Annotated in this window: 17 protein-coding genes; 9 read left to right on the top strand and 8 right to left on the bottom strand. The window is 39.8% G+C overall.

Annotated elements, in window-relative coordinates; translation table 11 throughout:
* Positions 1-28: 28 nt before the first annotated feature.
* A complete protein-coding gene (locus BMW53_RS09955; protein ID WP_168136387.1) occupies positions 29-1,138 on the bottom strand; it encodes an acyltransferase family protein in 1,110 nt (369 codons plus the stop codon).
* Positions 1,139-1,457: 319 nt separating this feature from the next.
* Between BMW53_RS09955 and dnaK the strand changes: the two genes are divergently transcribed.
* The 3 genes from dnaK to BMW53_RS09940 all read left to right on the top strand — a co-directional run bounded on the left by dnaK (position 1,458) and on the right by BMW53_RS09940 (position 5,407).
* A complete protein-coding gene (gene dnaK, locus BMW53_RS09950) occupies positions 1,458-3,371 on the top strand; it encodes a molecular chaperone DnaK (RefSeq protein ID WP_038555687.1) in 1,914 nt (637 codons plus the stop codon).
* A 213-nt stretch (positions 3,372-3,584) separates the two neighbouring features.
* Entirely contained in the window at positions 3,585-4,136 is a 552-nt protein-coding gene (locus tag BMW53_RS09945; protein ID WP_038555684.1) for a helix-turn-helix domain-containing protein, read from the top strand.
* An 11-nt stretch (positions 4,137-4,147) separates the two neighbouring features.
* Positions 4,148-5,407: a site-specific integrase gene (locus BMW53_RS09940; protein WP_038555681.1), complete on the top strand. Its 1,260-nt coding sequence runs from the start codon at positions 4,148-4,150 to the stop codon at positions 5,405-5,407.
* Between the two features lie 369 nt (positions 5,408-5,776).
* Here the strand turns inward: BMW53_RS09940 and BMW53_RS09935 are convergent, their stop codons facing one another.
* Both BMW53_RS09935 and BMW53_RS09930 read right to left on the bottom strand, forming a co-directional pair.
* Positions 5,777-7,006 (bottom strand): type II toxin-antitoxin system HipA family toxin, encoded by a 1,230-nt coding sequence (locus BMW53_RS09935; RefSeq protein WP_038555678.1) that lies wholly within the window; start codon positions 7,004-7,006, stop codon positions 5,777-5,779.
* A gap of 11 nt (positions 7,007-7,017) precedes the next feature.
* Positions 7,018-7,290: a type II toxin-antitoxin system RelB family anti-toxin gene (locus tag BMW53_RS09930; protein WP_081804754.1), complete on the bottom strand. Its 273-nt coding sequence runs from the start codon at positions 7,288-7,290 to the stop codon at positions 7,018-7,020.
* A gap of 745 nt (positions 7,291-8,035) precedes the next feature.
* Between BMW53_RS09930 and BMW53_RS09925 the strand changes: the two genes are divergently transcribed.
* From BMW53_RS09925 to BMW53_RS09900, 6 genes are all read left to right on the top strand, one after another.
* Positions 8,036-8,713, top strand: a complete 678-nt coding sequence (locus tag BMW53_RS09925) for a hypothetical protein (RefSeq protein ID WP_038555672.1) — start codon at positions 8,036-8,038, stop codon at positions 8,711-8,713.
* Positions 8,714-8,824: 111 nt separating this feature from the next.
* Positions 8,825-9,178: a helix-turn-helix domain-containing protein gene (locus BMW53_RS09920; protein WP_038555669.1), complete on the top strand. Its 354-nt coding sequence runs from the start codon at positions 8,825-8,827 to the stop codon at positions 9,176-9,178.
* Positions 9,175-9,579, top strand: a complete 405-nt coding sequence (locus BMW53_RS09915; RefSeq protein ID WP_051567581.1) for a hypothetical protein — start codon at positions 9,175-9,177, stop codon at positions 9,577-9,579. Before BMW53_RS09920 ends, BMW53_RS09915 begins: the two co-directional genes overlap by 4 nt.
* Positions 9,533-10,258: an ATP-binding protein gene (locus tag BMW53_RS09910; RefSeq protein ID WP_139178083.1), complete on the top strand. Its 726-nt coding sequence runs from the start codon at positions 9,533-9,535 to the stop codon at positions 10,256-10,258. Before BMW53_RS09915 ends, BMW53_RS09910 begins: the two co-directional genes overlap by 47 nt.
* A gap of 216 nt (positions 10,259-10,474) precedes the next feature.
* Positions 10,475-10,843 carry a plasmid mobilization protein gene (locus BMW53_RS09905; RefSeq protein ID WP_038555664.1) on the top strand — a complete coding sequence of 123 codons (369 nt, stop codon included), beginning with the start codon at positions 10,475-10,477 and terminating at the stop codon, positions 10,841-10,843.
* Between the two features lie 9 nt (positions 10,844-10,852).
* The gene (locus BMW53_RS09900; protein WP_038555661.1) at positions 10,853-11,755 is read left to right on the top strand and encodes a relaxase/mobilization nuclease domain-containing protein; all 903 of its coding nucleotides are present in this window, start codon (positions 10,853-10,855) and stop codon (positions 11,753-11,755) included.
* Positions 11,756-11,921: 166 nt separating this feature from the next.
* Here the strand turns inward: BMW53_RS09900 and BMW53_RS09895 are convergent, their stop codons facing one another.
* The 5 genes from BMW53_RS09895 to BMW53_RS09875 form a co-directional block, all read right to left on the bottom strand.
* On the bottom strand, positions 11,922-13,796 hold the full coding sequence (locus BMW53_RS09895) for a putative glycosyl hydrolase (protein ID WP_051567580.1): 1,875 nt from the start codon (positions 13,794-13,796) through the stop codon (positions 11,922-11,924).
* A gap of 39 nt (positions 13,797-13,835) precedes the next feature.
* A complete protein-coding gene (locus BMW53_RS09890; RefSeq protein ID WP_051567579.1) occupies positions 13,836-15,092 on the bottom strand; it encodes an AGE family epimerase/isomerase in 1,257 nt (418 codons plus the stop codon).
* A 9-nt stretch (positions 15,093-15,101) separates the two neighbouring features.
* Positions 15,102-17,615, bottom strand: a complete 2,514-nt coding sequence (locus tag BMW53_RS09885; RefSeq protein ID WP_217642927.1) for a glycoside hydrolase family 9 protein — start codon at positions 17,613-17,615, stop codon at positions 15,102-15,104.
* Between the two features lie 83 nt (positions 17,616-17,698).
* The gene (locus tag BMW53_RS09880) at positions 17,699-19,351 is read right to left on the bottom strand and encodes a RagB/SusD family nutrient uptake outer membrane protein (RefSeq protein WP_038555656.1); all 1,653 of its coding nucleotides are present in this window, start codon (positions 19,349-19,351) and stop codon (positions 17,699-17,701) included.
* Between the two features lie 115 nt (positions 19,352-19,466).
* Positions 19,467-22,919 carry a TonB-dependent receptor gene (locus tag BMW53_RS09875; protein ID WP_051567578.1) on the bottom strand — a complete coding sequence of 1,151 codons (3,453 nt, stop codon included), beginning with the start codon at positions 22,917-22,919 and terminating at the stop codon, positions 19,467-19,469.
* Positions 22,920-23,022 lie beyond the last annotated feature (103 nt).

The following is a 23,022-nucleotide window of genomic DNA, read 5'->3' as shown; positions in this document are numbered from 1 at the left end:
TGTTTGTAACAAATGTAAATAGAAGTTTTTAAACCCGCAGGAAAATCTTCTTTTTGTACATATAATAAAGTAATCCCCAAATTAGTGCGAGGCCGAGTATTAGCATTAGGAATGAACCTGCATTGCCCATTGGTTTGGTAATCCAACCGAAAAAGAATTCGGTTATGTATTGCATATCAATGATGCGCACAAAAAGGTAAACGAATATGGAGTTCATACCAATTACCCGGAAATAGAATGCCCAGCTGCGTATTTTCCAGTGGTCGATAATAAGGAAAAACAAGGCCATCAGCAGAAAACTAATTCCACCGGCAAGCATATTAAAAGTTGAAGTCCAGCATTTTTTTATGATGGGGTAGAAGGTAGAAAAGACAAGCGCCAGAACGATCAACCCAACTCCGGTGGCAGTCATGTAGCCAATCTTTTGCCAGTCGGTAGTTTTGCGGTTTCGCAGAATGTTGCCGGCAATGGTGCCCATCAAGGTAATTCCGGTTGCAGAAAGGCTGCACATTATACCTTCGGGGTCGAAGGTTCCGCCGTATAACCGTCCGGGTAAAAACAGCTGGTCGATGTAGCCGTTTATGCATCCTTCGGGTGTAAGAACTCCGGCGCCAACTCCCGGCACCGGAATAAGCAACTGGATAATTCCGAAACCTGCCAGTATGCCGGCCAGCCAGTAAATACGGCTTTTAAACGAATGGAAATAAATAACAATAAGTGATGCAAAAAAGTAACCGATACCAATTTGCCCCAGCACACTGGCAATGCGGCCGTTGGCAAATCCGTTTTGGAAAACACCATTGTAAAGAATTCCAAGGAGGATTAGAATGACCATTCGTTTCAAAGCTTTTAATGCCAGGCGTTTCTTAGGTACGTTTTTTTCAATTTTAGCTTTTATCGAAAATGGAATTGCAACACCGGCGATAAACATAAAAAGCGGGAAAATCAGATCTTCGAAATGAAAGCCGGCCCAATCGGCATGGTGCATTTGTTCGCCCAGCCAGTCGGTACCGGTTATTTGCGAAATAGCAGTTGCCAAAGCACCGCCGCCGGTTATCCAAAACATATCAAATCCGCGCAGTACGTCTAACGATTGAAGTCTTTTTTGTGGTTCAGTTCGTAATGATTTAGTTGTCATATCAGGCATGGTTTAGTTGTCGAATATTAATTCTTATGTTAAGCTAAAAATCAATTCAGCAGGTAATTTTCTGTTTTGTTTTAAAGCCACCTGCTGAACGAATAATCCTTCATCACTACTCTTTCATCATTAATCCTTCATCCTTCATCCTTCATCCTTCATTTCTGTCGTTTTGTCACCACATATGACAGGATTTTTATTGCGGCGGGGCAATAGTGTGTCAGATTTTACATTCATTCCGCCGATTTTTGCGTGGCACAGTCATTGATTATTTCCTGACGTAAATTTTTAGAACAATAAAAACTTAAAAAATATAACAATGGGAAAAATTATCGGAATTGACTTAGGAACCACAAACTCGTGCGTTTCTGTAATGGAAGGTAACGAGCCTGTAGTTATCCCTAACAGCGAGGGAAAACGTACAACACCTTCTATCGTTGCTTTCGTAGAAAACGGAGAACGCAAAGTTGGCGATCCTGCAAAACGTCAGGCAATCACTAACCCTACAAAAACTATCTTCTCGATTAAACGATTCATGGGAGAAACTTTTGATCAGGTATCAAAAGAAGTTGCCCGTGTACCTTATAAAGTAGTAAAAGGCGACAACAACACGCCACGTGTTGAAATCGACGACCGTAAATATTCGCCACAGGAAATTTCGGCAATGACACTTCAGAAAATGAAGAAAACAGCTGAAGATTATCTTGGACAAGAAGTAACAGAAGCAGTTGTAACTGTTCCTGCTTACTTTAGCGATTCGCAACGTCAGGCAACAAAAGAGGCCGGTGAAATTGCCGGTTTAAAAGTGCGTCGTATCATTAACGAACCTACTGCTGCATCGTTGGCTTACGGTTTGGATAAGATGGACAGAGACATGAAAATCGCGGTATTCGACCTTGGTGGTGGTACTTTCGATATTTCAATTTTGGAGTTGGGTGATGGCGTTTTCGAAGTAAAATCAACCGACGGTGATACACACCTTGGTGGTGACGATTTCGACCAGGTAATTATCGACTGGTTGGCCGATGAGTTTAACAGCGAAGAAGGCATCGACCTGCGCAAAGATCCAATGGCATTGCAACGTTTGAAAGAAGCTGCTGAGAAGGCAAAAATTGAATTGTCGAGCTCTTCTCAAACCGAGATCAACCTGCCATACATTATGCCGGTTAATGGTATTCCAAAACACCTGGTGAAAACATTGTCGCGTGCAAAATTCGAGCAGTTGGCCGATACATTGATCAACGCCACAATTGAGCCATGTCGTAAGGCATTGAAAAATGCAGGTATGACAGCAGGCGATATCGACGAAGTAATCCTTGTAGGTGGATCAACACGTATTCCTGCTATTCAGAATAAAGTAAAAGAATTCTTTGGAAAAGAAGCTTCAAAAGGTGTGAACCCTGATGAGGTGGTGGCAATTGGTGCAGCTATTCAGGGTGGTGTTTTAACCGGCGAAGTAAAAGACGTTCTTCTGCTTGACGTAACTCCACTTTCATTAGGTATTGAAACCATGGGTGGTGTAATGACCAAGTTGATTGAGTCGAATACAACAATCCCAACTAAAAAATCGGAAACATTTACTACCGCTGCCGACAACCAGCCATCAGTAGAAATTCATGTTCTGCAAGGCGAGCGTCCAATTGCATCGGGTAACAAAACTATCGGTCGTTTCCACTTAGACGGAATTCCGCCGGCACCACGTGGCGTACCACAAGTTGAGGTAACTTTCGATATCGATGCAAACGGTATTTTGCACGTACACGCTAAAGATAAAGCAACAGGTAAATCACAGTCAATCCGTATCGAGGCTTCTTCAGGTCTTTCGGATGAGGAGATCAACCGCATGAAGTCGGAAGCTGAAGCAAATGCTGAAGCCGATAAAAAAGCAAAAGAAACTGCTGACAAAATCAACCAGGCTGACAGTTTGATCTTCCAGACTGAGAAGCAGTTGAAAGAATACGGTGACAAATTGCCTGCCGACAAAAAAGGTCCGATTGAAGATGCATTGAAAAAGCTGAAAGAAGCTCATGCTTCAAAAGATTTGGCTGCAATTGATGCTGCAATGAACGAGCTGAACACTGTTTTCCAGGCCGCTTCGCAGGAAATGTACAATGCTTCGCAAGCGCAGGGTGGTGCACAGCCAGGTCCTGATGCCGGCCAACAAGGTGGTGCTCAAGACCAACCGAAAGACGACGGCGAAGTAACTGATGTTGACTTTGAAGAAGTCAAATAGGGTACGATTATTAAGGATAATCAATAATTAGTAAAACGCAGTAAGTTTCTGACTTACTGCGTTTTTTTGTTTGTGGTTGCTTGATTTTGTTAAATTGTTTTTCATGTATTTTTAGCTTATATTAGTGCCATATTTGTACCGGAACTTAATTAGCGTTGAAGTGGAACTTATGAGTTCTTATGACTACTTATGAGTACTTAATTGCAGGTAAAGATGGTGATAAGCAAAATTCAGAAGAATTGTGAGGTTTGTAAAGAGCCTTTTATTCCGAAAACAGTGAACTCGGTCTACTGTTCCAAAACTTGTAGTGATACTGCCTATCGAAAAAGAAAAGCAGAAAAGAAAAAAGAGGAACAACGAAAGGCATTGGCAGAAAGAATTCCAAAGGACCGAATGTATTTATCGGTACCAGAAGCAATAATCCTTTTTGGTGTGGCGAAAAGTACATTGTATAGACTTGTGCGTCAAGGTCGAATACCTGCAATCAATCTTGGAACTCGTCTAGTACGAATAGAAAGAAAGGCAGTTGAGCAAATGTTCCCGATTAAAAAAGAAAGATCTACAACTAAAAAGAATTCGAAGGTAAAGCTATATCGCTTGGAGCCTGAAGATTGTTACACGATTGGGGAGATTACTCAAAAATTCGGTATATCGGCTAGTTCTGTTTATAAACATATTCGTAAATTCTCCATTCCTATTCGGCAGATTGGGAAATACGTATATGCTCCCAAAACAGAAATTGATAGTATCTACGAATCGAAATAAACTAATACCCCATGAAACAATTATCAAAAACTAAAGTAACCGTTAGGCTTCGCAAGGCTGAAAATAGAAATGAGTGGTACATTTATTTAGAGAGTTATCCTGTGTTTGTCCCAGGTAAGAAAACGCCTCAGCGTATTCGGGAATACCTTAATAGAAGTGTAACTACAGTGGTATGGAATAAAAAGGGGAATGCTCGGATCAACGCCAAGGGAATAAAAACCTACAAACCCAAACGCGATGATAATGGAATAATTATTTGTAAGAGTGAAGTTGATAGAGAAAGCATGTTATATGCTGATGGCGTTCGTAAGCTCCGACAACGCGAATATGATCATGCGGATCTATACAATGATACCGAAAGCGCTCAGGCTGAGCAAAAGGAACGATTGCAGCAGAATTTTATCGATTACTTTACCAAAGTAACTTATAAACGTCATTCAAATAGCTCGAAATCTATTTTAATAAATTGGGAACGTTCCATTGAGTTCCTAAAACTATATGCAGGAGATACACTTTTATTTTCAGAATTAAATTTAAGTCTGGCTGAAAATTTCAGACTTTTTCTCTTGTCAGCACCGCGGGGAGGTAACAAAGGTGGTAAGCTATCCCATAATTCCGCATCTACCTACTTTTCTGTTTTTAAGGCAGCGCTTAAACAGGCCTTTGTTGATGGATATCTGGCTAGTGATTTATCTGCTAAGATAAAAGGAATTCAATGGCAGGAATCTCGTAGGGAATACCTAACCGTAGAGGAACTAAATAAACTTGTAGCCACGCCCTGTGAACGTGATATTCTTAAAAGAGCTGCGCTTTTCTCTGCTCTAACAGGATTGAGGCTTATCGATATTCAGCAATTAAAATGGAATGAAATAATTGTTGATGGAGATCAGGCGCGATTACAATTTACACAACAGAAAACCAAAGGATTTGAGTACACTCCGATCTCAGAACAAGCCTTGCAGCTTTGTGGGGAAGTAGGAACGCCAGAGCAATTAGTCTTTGACGATTTGCCGGGACCGGCATGGATTTCGCGGCCGTTAAAAAATTGGATTGAAGCTGCAGGTATCAAAAAGAAGATCACATTTCATAATTTCAGACATACATTTGCAACCCTGCAATTATCAAGCGGAACGGATATCTATACGGTTAGTAAAATGCTTGGACATACGAATGTAAAAACCACTCAGATTTATGCAAAAGTGGTGGACGAGAAGAAAAACAAAGCAGCACAAGCCATAAAATTAGATGACATCAAAAACTTAAAGAAATAGTCTTTCAATATTTCATTTTAGCTCAGCAGATTCATTTAATTAAAGTTTTAGAACGCTTTTCAGATATTCAATTTTTAATTCATGTTTTTTTTTTGAGATTGTATTTTGAAAAGTCTAAAAAAAAGCGAAAAGGAATAACCACACTATTGCTTTTTTTAAATACAAAAACGAGTAGTAAGACTACTCAATAAATGACAAATTTAAAGAGTTTAATACATTCTTTAGAGCTCATAAAGTTGCTTCTGCTCCATCTTGAACAAAGTCTGATATGTTACCTGTATCAGATCTGGTACTGCTAGTGGTACATGTACTGATACCGGAAGAATTATAGTGATTAATTTGTAGATGCTTTACCATTGAATATATAAGTTAGTCCATTATTTTATTCAGTACATTCTGGATATTTTGGATGTTGGTTTTTGAAATTCCGCATTCTTTGGCAATGGACGGCCAATGGTTAATTGCATCTTGAACTTCTTCGATAATTACATTGCCTTTTTTTAATCCAAAATGATCGGCCAACTTCAAAAGTTCCTTTCGTCCTGGATTCCGACTTTCTCCAGCTATCATGGTGCTGTGAAATCCGTAGGCCGAATTCGAAAATGTCAGGTCGTAAGCCGGGGCAAATTGCCATTCTCCTTTTGCGTTCATCAGGAAAGAGAAATTTTTGCTATGATCGTCGCGATTGTGAGAATAAACATTGAATGCGGCTAACCTGAGAACTTTTTTATAGGCATTTACATGCTTTTCAAGGCGGAATGCACAGTCCATTAAATGGCCATAATCCATAGTACTCATTCTGAAATTGTCATGCATAATTCCGGATGCCGTATGTGTATGCAGACGTTTCCCTGAATCCCGATCAAAACGTTTTGTTCCGAAATATACCTTTCCTGATTTTCCCTCAAACAGCCTGCATTTGCTCATTCTTATTCCTGCCTGCAAGGCCATTTTGTGATAGGCGAATTCGATTTTGGCAATTTCCGGATTGTCTGACGATGATGGAAATTTAATAATCCAGTCCTCAAAACCGTCTGGCAGATGGTCGAAACCATGAGTCAGTTCATTGGAATGAGGATTGTAACCAACAAAAACCTTTGGGCGGGCACCACCTGATGATCCTCCAAGAATAAATAATTCCTCAATAATATCAGAACTTGTTCCCTGTAGGATTTGATTCATTTCGTAAGCAAGTATGTCAAGTTCAGGAATGAGACCGGTATCTTCAGCAGGTTCCATTTCTGGCTTGTAGGTAAGAGCCCCCATACCGGTAGAGCCCACAAATGCCAACCGGTCTAAAGGTGTAATTCTTGCTATGTCGATTCCTTTTGAAGCTAGTGAGCGATCAAGAAGTAAACGTCCCCATCCATCTGGTAACGAGTCGTTAAATAATCCAAATAATCCGTCAAAAGGTTCTTTGTCTGCACTTAAAATATCATTGGTAAATGGCAATTTGATAGGCGAGAGGTTGAGGCCATTTTTTAGGAAATCTGCATTATATCTAAAATAGATTTTGCTATCAGATAATACTAGTTCTCCCACTTCTGCTATATCTCCTTCGAGCAACAGCGATACTGTTATTTTCTTTATTGCTGGCATTGACTTTCAGATTATTTTGAAAAAAGTTTTTCAATATCTTCCCGGTTTTCATTTATTGAAAGAATAGTATCGATTTCGTTTAATCGTCCCAGAAGATGCATTAATTTTAATAGTGATTCAAGAGAAATTCTCCCGGTTCTTTCAAACCGCTTTAAACTACCCAATGAAACACCTGATCGTTCTGCCATCTCTTTTTGAGATAGTTTTGATTGCTTTCGCAGGGTACGAAATCTTTGTGCTAACTTTTTACTAACCTCGGTAGGTGTTTGTTCTAATGAATACATATTATGGATAAAATATTAGCTAAAAATACAAAAAATAAACGAAAATAGATAATATATTGTCTGTAAAAGAATTCTGATATTATTGTTTTTGCAGCATATTCCCGTGCCGCGGCCATTTCCCCTGACCGGCTCCAACGCTCCCTGATCCCGTTCGCTCACTCACGGAGAACAGTCGCTTTTTCCGCCGTTACAGAGAAAAACGCCTTCAGGTACCGCACGTAAAAGAGCCATCCTTCCGCTTCACTACAGTCCTGCACTTTTCCTTAGCCCGCCCACAAATAACGATTTTACAGGTTTTAAAACTTTTACAGGTGGAAAAACAAAAAAGAAACCTAAGATAGCCGGCCTCCCCACAAAGCCCACGCTTGGGAAAATGCAAGATCAAGATGAATGCCCCGGATTAGCAATATTGCAGGTAGGCCTAGTTTGTTTACAGGTATCCGTGGCAATCCTGCATTTTGTCCACGGCCGTCAACACCCCGGCTTTCTTTTCTTTTTTTTCCTTTTTTCGTTTCTTTTGAGGAATGTTTTATTTGTTCAAATAGAATCAATTCAGATTATTTACTTCCCAGGTATTAATTACTGGCTTGAGTAACAACACTCAAAAAGCAAACACTTTTTATTACATTCAATTTACATTTGTTACCTTGCAATAGTTAGAAACACATATCATTAGTTAGATTCAATAAAAATCACGGTATTACAGAAGTCAATAGTTCCAATTATAATCAACTGATAAAAAGAGATGCACTCCAAATATTTTGAAAATATCGTAATTTATTTATCCGTTTTACTGGGGTGTATCATATTGGGCATTCTTGCAAGAATGTTTGCCATAAGTGTTGGAGCAGATGAATTCACTGCGAACATTGTTTTTGTTGCTGTTACTTTGTTTGGAGTCTTGGTTTATGGTTTGCTTTCAATTTTCATTAAAGACCTGTTCACTCTTATTAAGCAACGGTTTTTCCCAAAGGAGAAACAAGTAACAGAGCCCATCAAAAAATCAAATGATTCGGCCAGGATCGATAAAATCAGGACCAAGCAAAAACAGCTGATCGCAGATCAGGAAAATAATAACAAAGCGATCGCAATTCAATACACACAAACCGTTTTTGCACCCTATACCTCCGATAAAGATTTAGTCCTGCTTTCCCGGAACATAACATCTTATGCCGAGAAGAAGCGGATCAGCGAAATTCAATCGGTAGAAGTCACAGAATTAAACAGCATCGATCTTTATCATTTCGGTTGGAATATCTGGAACCATTTCAGGACCGGTAATCAGCTGCAAATGGCAGCCTTTCTCAAAAGAGTCTTTCCCTCAATTCTTGGTAATGTGGAAACCGAAACCATTAAACGGCATTTAAAAGATGACGAGCAGAGAGGTATTATTCAAATCAGGAAAAATCTTTCCGAAGAATAAGCACAAATAAAAATCATCATTCCCCGTGTTTTTGAAGTGTTTCTTCTGTGTTTTTACGACACAGAAAAAACACTGGCTTTATTTGCTTCATAACGATTAAAAAATAGAGTTATGGATGTCAATGAAATTTCTTTTGAAAACCTACCCAAGGCCGTAGCCCACCTGGTTACCGAAGTTGCAGAATTAAAAGTTTTGGTTGAAAAGGGCCAAACACCGGTTGAAAATCAAAAACGTGTTCCGATCGGAATCGACCAAGCCTGTAAGATTATCAAAAAAGCCAAACCAACCGTTTACACCCTTGTGCGCAAGCGTATGATTCCCTGTTACAAAAACGGAAAACAACTCTACTTTTTCGAAGACGAATTACTGGAATGGATCACCAGTGGAAAAAAGAAAACACTGCAGGAGATCGAAAACGAAGCAAAAGCAACATTCAGTAAGCGGCCCAATCGTGTGAGGCAATGAATCTGTTTGAGTTGATTAACAACTTCTGGCGATTGGATGAACAGCTGAATTTTACCGGAAACGAGACCCGGTTGTATTTCTTTCTGCTTCATGTGGCCAACCGATCACGATGGCCGGAATGGATCGAATATGCCGACAAACGACTGGCGGCCAATGCCAATATTTCGTTGCAGGTACTGAAATCGGCCCGTGGACAGTTGAAGGAAGCAGGATTGTTAAACTATGTTCCCGGGGGTGGATTTAGGGTTAAAACTAAGTATCAGATTCTGACACCTAGGTATGCACTTAGGTCTGACCCTAGACTCACACCCTATAATATAAATACTAAAGACAAAAACATAAATACAAAAACGAATGGAAAAGGGAAAGGATTTGTCCACACAGGAAGTGATTTCGACTAAGCAAAAATTCTGTGATGTATTGCTCAACGATGCCCAAAAGATAATTGCCGGTGAAAAAGAAAAAATGCGCCGGCGACGATTAATTTTTCCTTTTGAATATCCTGAATTTCAAAACATGATAAAAGCATTTGGGAGCATGTGCCTGGCTCAACGAAATCAGGACCGGAATTTTGTTATCGACAAATACAACAAGCCAGTGATAAAACAACTTTACTGGTACGTTACCGGCAATTCTTCTTTCACCGGCGATCTCACAAAGGGATTATTGTTACAAGGAAAATACGGATGTGGCAAAACCGTTTTGCTCGAAACCTATTCCATGCTTCACAATCATATCGTCAGAAAACTGAATCTGAATTATCCGGTACTTCGGTTTATTAAATCTGTTCAGCTGCAGAAACAGATCAAAGAGCAGTCAATGGAAATGTTTGTCAAAAGACCTTTAATCATCGATGAATTCGGAAGGGAATCAAAAACGGTGATGGATTACGGAAATATCAGTCGTCCAATTTCTGAATTATTAAGTCTCAGAAGTGATGTCGGAACCATAACTCATGCCACATCAAATTTTACATTCAAGACCCTTTCATCCGATGAATTTTACGGAGGGATGATTGGTGACCGACTAAAAACCATGTTCAATTTTATCACTCTGCAAGGCGAAAGCAGAAGAAAATAATTCAGCAAGAATTGACTTTTTCAGGGATACTATTTGGGAATACTCCGACCAGAGAAGACCTCGAAAAGTCACTAAGAAATAACTACGGGGGGAGGGGACTGCAAGATGTGTTTTTATTACCATAAAAACCTTCGGTATCTTGTCTGGCAGGAGCCCCTGGTTTTGACCAAACTAGCATGCAGTCCCCTCCCCAAAAAAGCAAAACGAGAGTAAACTATGCGACCAAAATTACCGGAAAACGAAAAACGAACCGAGATCATCCGGCTGCTTCTCACCAAAGAGGAAAAGCAGCGACTGGATAGTTTGGTGCGTACCGGGAAGTTTGGCTGCCGGAGTGATTATATACGCTATGCCATGTTTAGGAGATCAGCGATGAAAGTAGTACACTTTGATCCGGAGACAAAAGAACGGTTGAACAATCTGGACTATGAATTGAATAGGATTGGTGTAAACCTGAACCAGCTTTCTAAAAAGATGAATTCATTTTCTACATACAATGTTGGAGATAATGACCGGCATCTACTAAAACAGGCTTTTCAAATGATGATGCAATGCCTGGCTTTTTTACAAAAACACCTGCGCTAACGATTTACCATGGTCATCGTAATCCATCAATCGGGCAATACTCAAAATGCTTTGTTTTACAACGAAAAGAAAGTAGAGCAGAAAAAGGCACACTTTTATAAAAGCGGCAATACGACAACCATAAATCCTTTTGCCGGAACAAAACACGACCGGCTGAATATTCTGAAAGAGATTGAGGAGCGAAACACTCGGGTGAAAAAGAAAGGTTTGCATATTTCTGTGAATCCAACCGTAACGGATTTGGTAAAAATGGGAGATAAGGGAATCCGCACCGAAATTGTAAACCTGATGGAACATATGGGTTATGGAAATCAGCCTTATTTTGTTTACAAACATTCAGACATTGACCGGACGCACTTTCACATTGTTTCTACCCGGATTGATTGCCAGACTGGAAAAAAGATTAAAGACAATTATGAGAAGGAGAAAACACAACGCTTTATCAAATCCCTGGAACAAAAGTATGATTTAACTAGAGAACAGAACCAGGTAGAATCTAATCTGAAATTTTCTGCAAGTAGCAGAAACCTTACACAGAACTTGGAGAGTTTATTTTATCAGCTAAATCATATTGAATCCATATCATCAAAACTGCTTTACGATAAATCGCTGGAGCTTTTTAATGTGGAGGTGCGAAGATCGGAAAGGGGGCATGTTGTATTTGTTACTGATGAAATTGGAAATCCAATTCGTTACCCGATCAGGCTTTCGGAATTTGAAGAAAGACCTCGATTTCATCATTCTCAAAGTGCTGAACAGGAGCAGCAAGTTGCTTCTCCCATGATCAACGAGTTTCATTTGGCGCAATGGGCGAGGGATGTAAATCGATTAATTGAGCGAAGTAACAGACGAAAAAAGGAACCAACTATGAAATATAAAGTGAAAAACAGAGGTAGGGGAATGAGTCGTTAATAATTGAGATACCAAAAAAGGCGATCAGCACCTTCTCTGTGAGGGATGCTAAATCTACAAGTTCATGAGTAATCATCATACACGATAAAAGCTGTTCATCATATGGAATAAAAACCAAGGTGATGTTTGACAGCGAACTTTTCTGCCAAACATCAAATCTCAGCATTTAATATTTTCTAAATACTTTGTACGAATGGGGCATCAGTGTAATACGAAATTTATAGGTCTCCCGGGGATTTCTCCATCGGTTTTGTACGGAATTGTCCTCCTGTATTTTTTCAAGTTTAATCCCGCTGACCAAATCTTTAATCTCAGAAAGATCTTCATAGCTCACTAATTGTATTGTTACCGGTTCATCGCGAAATGACTCTACAATAAAAGTACTGTTATCGTACAAAAACAATCCAACTTTCGATGGTCCTTCAATATACATACCTAAATCTTTGCTTAAAACTTGTCTGAAGGTATTTAGCACGCCTGCAGGAAGATCATACAGGTTGCCAAAGTCGTCGGGAATTGTTAGTACATAAAGGTTACCTTTGGAATACTTCGCCCTGAGTAACATTGGGTAACCACTTACTCCTCCTTTTAACGGTCTGCCGGCACTTACTATTTCCCAGGCATCGTTAGTCTGATACTTAACTTGGGTGATAAGAATATCTTTATAAATTTCTCCTGCATATCCAAAATCATTCACAAGGGCTTTTAAATCCGAAGCACGTAATTCAGCAATGTCAGCAATATCTTCCTGAATAGCTTTTAACAAAGCACTTGTAATAACTACATCACCTCCTTTATGGAGTTGTTTTTTCATTTTATTTACAATGTCCGGATCGTATTTGGCTTGTTCGGTAAGTAAAACAACCTGCTGGTCGGTTGGGAAATCTGAGTACATATCCATCGGAAGTCCTATCATACCAAGATAGTTTTGCAAGAAATCGTCGCCCAGCGAATGGAACGGTTTATATGATTTGATGCCAACAGGATTTCCTAATTTGCTTACAACATCATCAACTTGTTGCAAAGCTACACCGGCAACCCGCGCAATAGTTGATGGGGTGATGGTTTTTCCATTTGGCGTTTGAACAGGTTTCATCATTTCATCATAATTGAAGCTGGTTCCCATTCCCTGCCAGGGAGTTCGGTGTATTTCTGTATGTAATTCTGTTCCGAGCAATTGGTGGTAGGCAAACAAAATAACTTCGGGTGCTTTGGCAAACATAGTTAGCCAGAGTTGCTCGGCATAGCGGTCCATCCCCATGCCTGAACCACCAGAATCTACCCAGCCTCCAAAGTTAAAACCTGGGCGTAGGTTGTTGAAATAGCGAATGATGTTATAACTTAAATAATTTTGCAAGTGTTGTGCCGAAGAGGGATCACGTGTTTCGGTGCCTGTCCATACGCCGTCAAACATTGTCGGTCCGTTACTCAGGTCGAAACCCAATCCCTGGAAATGATCATACCAGTTAGGGTATTTGATAATGATTTTTACATCTGGATTGATTTTTTTTGCAGGTTTAATAACCAGGTCCATTCCTGCTTCGGTCATTAGCTTTGTGCGGTATTCTGTCCAGCTCATATCGCCTTTGGCTTCAATTTCAATATCCGATTTGCAGCTGGTAAAAAAGAAATCGTCAAGAATAAAATCATCAAAATGCCGGGCTGTATGTTCTGCAATTTGTTGTACAATATCCCGATGTTCAGGATTTGAATAGCAAAAGGTTTCAAAACTGTTTGATTCATCAATTGTATAAGTAATTCCACCTCCAACTTCAAGACCTTTGTCCAAAAAATATTTTTTTGCCTGTTCCAGTGTTTCGTCCGGAACGATTAACAGGTCGCGGTGTGTTTCCAGGTAAATCTTGTCAATTTTTGCCTGATCAGAAATGATAGTCCAGGTGGAGTCGAGCCAGTTTAGGTCTTTCATTTTTTCCACCTCGTAGGCCCGAACATAAACTGATACTTTATAACTTTTGTAATTCCCCGCTTGCGAGAGAAGCGTAATTCCGATCAAAATGATCAGAGTGAAAATTTGTTTCATAATTAGGTTTTTATTGGTTTATAATAAGTTTATTGAAAATTATTGAGTTCTTTGAAACAGTTCAAAGGCCATCCGGCTGTTGTGATACGGACACTTCCATAAACTAACTTTTGGTCGGACTAAATTCGGTTTGCCATCTGGGCCTACACCTCCGTACCAACCTCCATATTTGGTGTCAACTAAGTTGTTTTTTATCCAGCTCCAGGTTTTTATCGCTGCATCGAGGTATTTTTCATCTCCACTAATTTGCCAGGCGTTATAAAAAGCTACAACTGATTCGGCTTGTGGCCACCATTCCAAGCCTCCATGAATTTGTCCGTTATTTCTCTCATAAAGTAATGAACCATCCGGATTCCAGCCTTCTTTCATTTGAATATCTACCAACTTAAGAGCCATTTTTTCTGTTCGGCGGATGAGTGTTTTATCTTTAATTGCTTCGGCAGATTCAAAAAGCAACCAGGAAAGTTCCATATCATGACCGTACGAATCAATGTGTTCCAGGTTTTCCCATTCCATAGTAAGGAAAAGCTTTTGATGTCCTGTTTTTTGGTCTATTATCTTTTCATAAAACAAATTGATAAGTCCGGTTAATTGCTTTTTCAATTCCTTATCGGGCCATACTTTGTATAGTAGTGTATACGCTTCCAGAACATGTAAATGTGTATTCATGGTTTTGGCTGCAATGCCAGAGCCATCATAACCAAAACGCTCGGGAGTTTCCCAATTACGAGAAAAAGATTCTATATAGCCGCCGTTAAGAGGATCAAAAGCCCTTTTCTCCAGAGTACGGTATAGTTCGATTGCCTGTTTTAAGCTTTCCTTGTTACCAATTGCCCGATAGTGTTCTGCTAGTCCATAGATGGCATAGGCAATTGCATAGGTTTGTTTTTCTGCGTTTAGTGGGGTACCATCAGCATTTATCGTCCAATAAGTCCCCCCGTATTCCTGATCAATAAAATACATCAGAAAATAGCTTTGCGCTCTGTCTGCTAATTCCTTGTAATTTTCATTCCCAAACAGCTGATAAGCTTTCGAGAATGTCCATAATATACGGGCATTCAGAACTCCTCCTTTCGGAGCATTTTGCAAGGCTGTGCCATCGTTTGAAACCCTACCATAAAAACCTCCCTGGGGGTCTGGTGTATTCTTTTCCCAGAAAGGTAGTGTGTTGTTTTTTAGATCCTGTACCGATTCATTGACCAAAACGGATATCTTTTCATTGGTAGCAACCTGTGCAGATGCTAACGAAAACATCTGCACAGTAAAACTTATGAATATGATTAATACTTTTTTCATTGCTGCTTTTTATTCATCAAGTAATTGCTGAGCAGCCAAAACCAAAAACATATAATGCGAAGAGCCACCTCCAAGTACATATTCTACCTGTTGCCATAAATATGGAAATTCCAGTAACTCAGGAAAATCGGGTCGGATAAGTGCCGTTCCGGAAACCACTCCGCCCGGAATATAAGACCAGTCAGCACGGTTTAATCCATATCCAACGGTAGCAGAACAGGCTCCAACTCCTGAAGCAAAGGAAGAGGTATTCGAACCGGGATGACAGCCTAAAATAAAATTCAGTGCGTTGTAAATGTATTCTGATTTGAAGATGTCGGGATAAGAGGTATGTAGGAAATATTGATTAAAACCGAATGCTTGAATATTCCATCCGGCTCCCCAAATATGAGGACGATAAGGAATACCATAAGGCGTTTCTGTGCCTTGTTCCTCAATCTGATCGCGTAATGTGATCATTGCCTCACGCACTGCTTTTGTAAAGTCTGCATCGTTGATCTTTTTTTCAGCACGGCCAATATACCAGCCAACCGAGCTGATCGCCTGAGTAATAAATTCAGTTTCAGAAAGCAGATAATTTTTGTATTTATCATCACTGGTAGTCAGGTAAAGTTCGGCAGCTGCATGAACTTTGGCCGACTTAGAACGTCCGTTTATCTCGGTAACGTCGAACAAAGCTCTTGCACAATCAAGAGCCTGTGCGCTTAGTGTATCGTTGAATCCTTTTAATACACGAGAAGCAGCAGCCATTTGGGCAGCCGTTGTTAATTCCCTGCGAGGGTTGTCTTCCGTAAATACCCAACGGTCATCTACATTTCCAATTTTATTATCGGTCATGGCCGAAGCATCTCCCAACATTACATATTGGCGCAGGCCGTTACATATAATTCCGCGGTAAAGTCGTCCCAGAGAACGGTATCCGCCAACAACAGTAAGTACTCCGTTTTCAACTTGTTGTAACAGGTCGTTTTTACCATCGGGTTGATGAATTTCAGTAAGGTGTTTATTTTGATCAATGGATGTAACATCGTAATTCACATTAAAGGCTTCGTATGCCAGTGCTAAAATGTAAGACTCTCCGGCTTGAGATTCAACACGAAGATCAAAGTCGCCCGCATCGTGCCAGCCTCCGATGTTTAAGCCCGGAACAACATCTCCCGGACTATAATCTGTAAGAGTTGAAGGTCCTTGTGCATAGCCGTCAATGTGGTTAAAATTAACCGGAGCCATGCGGGCATCGTCCAAATGACATTCGTCATGCCAAACCCGGTATTTCTCGTTTACACGCATGTGACACATTTGAACCGGTAAGAAATATTCTAATACAGGTTGCCAAACACCCCGGTCATAAATGTCGTCGGCAATTCGAAAAACCGAAGAAACAGAATTCCCATAACGAACCTGGTAAAGTCCGGCTTTTTTAATCTTAGAAAAATCAAATTTCAGGTAATTGTAGCGAAGAAATTGCCCCCATTCTTCTCCGGCAACTTTCAATATTTCCTTTTCACCTGAATCCGTAATTTGCACCAGGGTAGGGGTTTCACGTTTAATTTCTCTTTTGTCGAGTTCAATAATAGCAACTTTCTGTTGATTGGTTTGGTAACCAATTTGAGAAGTTTGTACAACAGGTTTATAGTGCCAGTCGTTTACTACATTTGGTGTAATCACCCACTTAACAACTTCTTTGGTTTTACCTGCAGAAATTTCACTTCTGACAACGAACCATCCATTGTTGTGATTCATTCTTCCGTCATAGAGTTTCAACTCCGTTCCTTTACTTTCAATGGTGAATTTATTGTAAGGATCATCAGGACGAACTACAAAGTTATGCCCAACTGCATAAGGTTCAGATACGATATCATCTGCAATTATCGGGCTGTATCCGTTTCCGGCGAGCTGTTCTACAGAAGCTTCTCCATCAGGATTAAAATTGCCCTGATGTTTATGATTAGACGGTTCGTAACGCGTTGGCCCGTTAGGTTGTTGCGGAAAAATCCCTGTCATATCGTCCATAATCCAGGGTTTCCCGAACAAGGTTCCGGGGAAAAGCTCCATGTTAAAACCTACTTTACCAATATATTCCTGAGGGATTGGCCGGTCTAAGTCAACAGTTACGATAACCGAACCACCTTTTCCAACTACATTAACTTTATAATTAAATACCAGGTCAGGATAGATGATCGGATTGAAGCCCGTAACGTGCCGTGAAGAATCAGGGTAACTTAACGACGCGGTAATTGTATTCGTCGTCGGGTCAAGCTTCCGGTCTCTTTGTTTCGGAACAGGTTGCCACTGTCCAGGGGTGGGCTCCAATCGAATATCACCGTTTGTTGCCACACGGTTTCCGTGCATAATTAAAGAGACACCTCCCTGGTGTCCTTCAGGATAGATGTCATCGAAAGCCATTACATCAACTCCGTTATTTTGAAAATAACCGGATGACGTTAATTTAAATTCCTGTGCTCTAAGATTATTTACACATAGTAAACTAAACAGGTATAATATAAAGAATAGTTTGTTCATATTCATTTTTTATAATTATTTAAAACTATCTTAAAGAGAATTTTCTCTTTAAGATAGTTTTATTATTTCATCGCATTATTCATTTAGTAACCAGGATTTTGATCTTCCTGGCTGATTTCGTCATTTTTAATGATTTCATCGGTAGGAATAGGGTAGAGCATACGGTTTGGATTAAAATCGAAACTCCGTTGAGTATAACCTTCATTTTTCGGATATTCATTATTCAAAAATTCTTCGGCCATGTTTGTCCGGCACAAGTCGTACCAGAACGAATATTCAGCTAAGAATTCATGTCGGCGCTCGATTGTTATTGCTACTTTCCAAACATCCGAGGTATATCCTTTTTGAGTTTTGTATGATTGATAATAACTTTCTGCTTCGGGTACATCAACTACATCAGTATTATATTCAATCGGGTAATCTCCCTGGCTTAGCTCAACTTCGAGATTTCCCCATGCGCGGTTACGAATCTGGTTAATGTAAGACCATCCTGTTGAGGCTTCACCTGTTTCAAAACAACATTCAGCATAATTTAACAGCACAGCCGAATAGCGCATCCATTTTGCTGAAATCGGATTCATAACAATACCATCGCTACCCGGTTTCCTTTTCCAAAGTTTAATACTAAAATTATTTGGCATTCGCTCTGAAGAGACAAAATCACCTTCAAATCCTGCACTGGCTCCAATTGTTTGTCCGGTAAATGGGTGGATTTCCCCCTTCTGAACAACTGAATATTTTAATCTTTTATCTCCGTCTTCAAAAGATTTACAAAACTCGTGAGAAACATAAAGTGATCCCCAGCCACCATATTCAGGACTTGCTGTTAAATAGGTTGGCCACCATAAGGCGTCAGTTTGGCCATCTGCCCCCCAGTTCAGGTTCCCGAAATGAGGATAAGAAACCTCCCAAACACTTTCAGAATCCCAAAAATTATCTTCCATATGAATTTGTCCGAAACTAGGATTTAGTGCATATACGTCGCTGTCGATAATATCTTTTAACTCGGTTTTGGCGTCATCAAAACGATCAACATACATATACGCTTGTGCGAGATAGGCTTTTGCCATTCCTCTGGTAATTCTTCCGTATTGATCATTCCAAGGTTGCCAGTCTAATGTTTTCGCCGCAAAATCGAAATCTTCAATAATTAATGCCCAGGTTCCTTCTGTACTTTCTGCACGAGGTTTGCTCGGAGAAGTTGAATACGTTTCGCCCGGCACTAACATTGGGATACGGCCAAAATTTTGCGCCAACCACGAGTAAAAGAAAGCCCTGATTGCTTTACATTCAGCCTCTATTATACTTTTAGTGTTTTGCCCATCCTCAAAAACAGAAGGGTCTGTAGTTTCTAAATTTGAAAGAAAACGGTTTGCACGGTCAATAGCTTTGTAGGCTTGTTTCCAACCTTCGTAGAACATATCTTTATCGGCCCGCCATTCGTGGCGCGTAAATTCATTATCCCAACCGGATGCCTGACAGTCGAGTGCCGGATAATTTGAGAAGGCAAGCTGTGGTTTAATGTTCCAGCTTTTTTGAACATCAGTTGCATCGCGCCATTCAGGATAAAACATATCGTAAACACCGTTTAATCCCTGAAGTATCGTTTCTTCACTACTAAACATTGCAGAGGGTTCGAGAATATCGTAATGATCGATTTCCAGAAAATCATTACTACAAGAAAATAACCCAGCCAGTAGTGATAAGCTAATTATATATTTATATATTTTTTTCATACTATTAAAATTGTTTATTTTAAAAGGTATAGTATGGAACTCGCTTGTTTTAATTACGCTCTTAGATGTAATTATTTTATATGCTCGTTTCATAATTTATTTTTTAAGAATGTTATCAGAAACCTAAACTAAGTCCGAATACGTATGTACGAGGAAATGGATAACGACCGCCGTCAAAACCTGTTTGTAATACTTTGCTTGTACCAATTTCCGGATCTCCGGCATCATAACCGGTTATGGTAAACAGGTTTTCAATACTGGCAAATAAGCGCAGATTTTCCATTTTCAGGCCTTGAATATTGCTTTTCGGGAATGTATAACCTACCTGAAGGTTTTGAACTTTTAAAAAGTCTCCGTTTTTAATAAAAGCATCTGAAACCTGTCCGTTGTGGTTGGCATCCTGTTTTGTAAGTCGCGGATATTCATTATTCTTATTGTTTTCGGACCATGCGTTTTGTGCATAGTCAACAAGAACATTTCGATAACCTCCTGCGGCTATGTACATACTTGTTTGGTTTTTATAGGCATAAGACAAAATTTCCTGTCCTAAAACTCCATAAGCCGATAAATTAAGATCCCAGTTTTTATAAGCTAAAATAAGGTTCAATCCAAAATTAAGTGTAGGGTAACCATCACCAATGATTTCCCTGTCCTGATCGTCAATCCATCCGTCATCGTTAAGGTCTTTGTATTTATAATCGCCTGGTTGCGTGCTTGCTGATTGATAATAGCCACTATTGTTTTCAGGATCAACGTTTGCATTCAAGGCGTCAATTTCGCTTTGGTTTTGGAAAATTCCGTCAACACGCCAGCCATAAAATGATCCCACAGGATAGCCGTTTCTGGTTAACGAGTAGCGATCCCAATAATCGCCATCTGCAACATCTTCGTTAAAGTAGATATCGTTACCAACATCAATTGCCTCATTTTTAAGTGTTGCACCGTTTAGCCGGATATTTATATCCCAGTCTCCCATCTGTTTTTGATAGGATGCCATAAACTCAAATCCTGAGTTTCTTATGTGTCCGGCATTTGTGTATATATCAATATATCCGGTTGAAGGACGTAACGGACGGTTTAATAACAGATCCTTCGCATCTCTGATAAAATAATCAAATGAAAAATTGAGGCCATTATCCAGAAAACCTAAATCCAAACCGATATTGGTTTGTTCGTTGGTTTCCCATTTTAAATTGGTGTCTATCTCTCGAACCTGAGCAAGACCCGGAGCAATAGATTCGCTACCATCCACAAAATGATAATAAGCGATTCTGTTTGAAGACAGCTGATCAACCGAAAGGTTTGTAGAATTACCTGCGTTACCGGTTTGTCCCCAACCTAAACGTAATTTTATGTTACTGAATAAGTCACTATCCTTCATAAAATTTTCTTCGGTTAAACGCCAGGCTAACGAAGCTGAAGGAAAAGTTCCGTAACGGTTACCGGCTCCAAAATTTGATGATCCGTCTTTACGAACTGTGGCTGTGAATAAATAACGGTCCAGTAAGGAGTAATTTACCCGCCCAAAAAACGATTGGCCACGCGATTCTCTTCCCAATCCTCCACCAGCGTTAATTGAGCTTGTGTTATTTGTCAGTTCTATTCTCCGTATTGTTTCGGCAGGGAAATCCAGTGCACTGGCATTGATGTCCTGCGGTACATATTTTGATACAGAGTGTCCGGCCATAAGGTTTAAGCGATGTTTGTTGTCAATTTTAATATCGTAAGTCAGGTAACTTTCCACTGAATATGAAATGTTTTGATACTGTGATATATTGAACTCATCAGGTCGGTCTATTGACAAATAGGTGCGGTCATGTTTCATATTATAACCATGATAGGAACCACCAGAATAGTTTAAACCTCCAATTGTTTTAAATACAAGACCTTCTGCAATATCAAATTCCAGATAAGCATTTGTAACCAATCTGTTGCTATAGTTCTTACTGTCGCGGGTTTCTGCCTGCGCAACCGGATTGTCCTGTCCTTTATTGGTGTCGCCGTTACCTTCGCGTTTAAAATGGCCCCAGGTCCCATCTGGGTATTGAACCGGAACATTTAGTAAGTTTCCGTTCTCGTCAACGTCGTCCATTGTTGGAATGATAGCCGCATAGTTCTGAAGGTTGCCGCCACCATAACGCTCATTACGCATGAAAGAAAGGTTAATGCCTGTACGAATAAAATCTTTTATTTTATGATCGATATTGGCACGGGCTGTAATACGTTTGAAGTTGGAATTAATAATAATTCCATCGTTATTTAAATAGCCCACCGACATAAGTGCCTGAGTGCTTTCACTTCCCCCGGAAACATTTACATTGTAATTCTGTTGCAGGGCTACCTGAGTCATTTCGTCCTGCCAGTCAATACTATTCAGCTCTTTATCATAGTTAATCCATGCATCGTTTGTTAATATATTTCCATCGTTTGCGGCTGCCTGTCGTGCTGCTTTAACAAACTGTTCTGCATTCATCATATCTAACTTATTGGCGAGTGTTTGTACGCCAAAATTTGCTGTCAGCTTAATATTGGTAGGTCCGTTCGATCCTTTTTTCGTGGTAATAAGAATTACCCCATTTGCACCCCGGGCACCATAAATGGCAGTTGCAGAGGCATCTTTTAAAACTTCTATTGATTTTACATCGTTTGGATTAAGAAACTCGATACTTGAGCCAACTTGCATGCCGTCAACCACAAATAGCGGATCGGCAGAGTTATTAACAGTAGCAACACCACGAATACGAATCGTAGCATCGCCTGAAGGATCGCCTGAATTGCGGATTACTGATACTCCGGCAGCAACTCCCTGTAATCCTTGTCCGATGTTAACCGGATTTCGTTTCATCATATCTTCCGAATCAACTGAAATCACAGATCCGGTTACATCACTCTTCTTAACGGTTCCATATCCAATTGCTACAACTTCTTCGATGCCGATTGCATCAACTTTTAACGTAACGTTTACAGTAGATTGATTGCCCACAAAAATTTCCTGGGTTGTCATCCCTACAAACGAGAATATGAGCGTAGCATTCTCAGGGATATTTGGGAGGTTATAACTACCATCCATGTCTGTAACCGTTCCTTGTGTAGTACCTTTTATTATAACAGTTACTCCTGGCAATGGCTCACCGGTTTCATCTTTAACAGATCCTGAAACAGTCTTTTGTTGTTGCGACAGAATTTCTTCATCTTTTTCAATTTCACCTTCTTTTGATAATAAGATTAACTTATCCTCAAAAAACTTGTAAGTTACGTCGGTCCCCGCAAAAATATTATCAAGAACCTCTTCCACTAACTTGTCTTCCATGTTTACGTTTACTTTCCGGTTAACATCAACTTGTTCATTTTTATAAAAAAACCGGAATTCACTTTGCTCTTCGATAGTTGTTAGTACATCTACAATTTTTTGATTATGGGCATCAACCGATAACTTTGTTGTTTGCGAATAAACCGATGCCGTTACCTGCATCATGCCAACAAAAAGTAGAATCACAGATAATTTCATAATTCGAAATAGTTTATGCCATCCGGTGCCCGGATAACATGGTTTAGCTTTTTTTTTCATAAATTTGCTTTGATATTAAATTATTACTATTGGTGTTAGCGCACCATTTAATTTATTTCCAAAGCCGTTGGATGTTAGCGCATCTTTCGGCTTTTGTTTTGTT

Source organism: Draconibacterium orientale (genome assembly GCF_900111425.1).
Classification (GTDB): domain Bacteria; phylum Bacteroidota; class Bacteroidia; order Bacteroidales; family Prolixibacteraceae; genus Draconibacterium; species Draconibacterium orientale.
The sequence above is the reverse complement of the archived record's forward strand: the minus strand, read 5'-3'. Positions and strand labels throughout refer to the sequence as shown.

Excerpts from the sequence above, each read along its gene's own strand:
- BMW53_RS09890 (WP_051567579.1), bottom strand. The coding sequence starts at position 15,092 with ATGAAAAAAGTATTAATCATATTCATAAGTTTTACTGTGCAGATGTTT.
- BMW53_RS09885 (WP_217642927.1), bottom strand. The coding sequence starts at position 17,615 with ATGAACAAACTATTCTTTATATTATACCTGTTTAGTTTACTATGTGTA.
- BMW53_RS09875 (WP_051567578.1), bottom strand. The coding sequence starts at position 22,919 with ATGAAAAAAAAAGCTAAACCATGTTATCCGGGCACCGGATGGCATAAA.
- BMW53_RS09910 (WP_139178083.1), top strand. The coding sequence starts at position 9,533 with ATGGAAAAGGGAAAGGATTTGTCCACACAGGAAGTGATTTCGACTAAG.
- dnaK (WP_038555687.1), top strand. The coding sequence starts at position 1,458 with ATGGGAAAAATTATCGGAATTGACTTAGGAACCACAAACTCGTGCGTT.
- BMW53_RS09880 (WP_038555656.1), bottom strand. The coding sequence starts at position 19,351 with ATGAAAAAAATATATAAATATATAATTAGCTTATCACTACTGGCTGGG.
- BMW53_RS09945 (WP_038555684.1), top strand. The coding sequence starts at position 3,585 with ATGGTGATAAGCAAAATTCAGAAGAATTGTGAGGTTTGTAAAGAGCCT.
- BMW53_RS09895 (WP_051567580.1), bottom strand. The coding sequence starts at position 13,796 with ATGAAACAAATTTTCACTCTGATCATTTTGATCGGAATTACGCTTCTC.
- BMW53_RS09915 (WP_051567581.1), top strand. The coding sequence starts at position 9,175 with ATGAATCTGTTTGAGTTGATTAACAACTTCTGGCGATTGGATGAACAG.
- BMW53_RS09930 (WP_081804754.1), bottom strand. The coding sequence starts at position 7,290 with ATGTATTCATTAGAACAAACACCTACCGAGGTTAGTAAAAAGTTAGCA.
- BMW53_RS09935 (WP_038555678.1), bottom strand. The coding sequence starts at position 7,006 with ATGCCAGCAATAAAGAAAATAACAGTATCGCTGTTGCTCGAAGGAGAT.
- BMW53_RS09900 (WP_038555661.1), top strand. The coding sequence starts at position 10,853 with ATGGTCATCGTAATCCATCAATCGGGCAATACTCAAAATGCTTTGTTT.
- BMW53_RS09905 (WP_038555664.1), top strand. The coding sequence starts at position 10,475 with ATGCGACCAAAATTACCGGAAAACGAAAAACGAACCGAGATCATCCGG.
- BMW53_RS09920 (WP_038555669.1), top strand. The coding sequence starts at position 8,825 with ATGGATGTCAATGAAATTTCTTTTGAAAACCTACCCAAGGCCGTAGCC.
- BMW53_RS09955 (WP_168136387.1), bottom strand. The coding sequence starts at position 1,138 with ATGACAACTAAATCATTACGAACTGAACCACAAAAAAGACTTCAATCG.
- BMW53_RS09925 (WP_038555672.1), top strand. The coding sequence starts at position 8,036 with ATGCACTCCAAATATTTTGAAAATATCGTAATTTATTTATCCGTTTTA.
- BMW53_RS09940 (WP_038555681.1), top strand. The coding sequence starts at position 4,148 with ATGAAACAATTATCAAAAACTAAAGTAACCGTTAGGCTTCGCAAGGCT.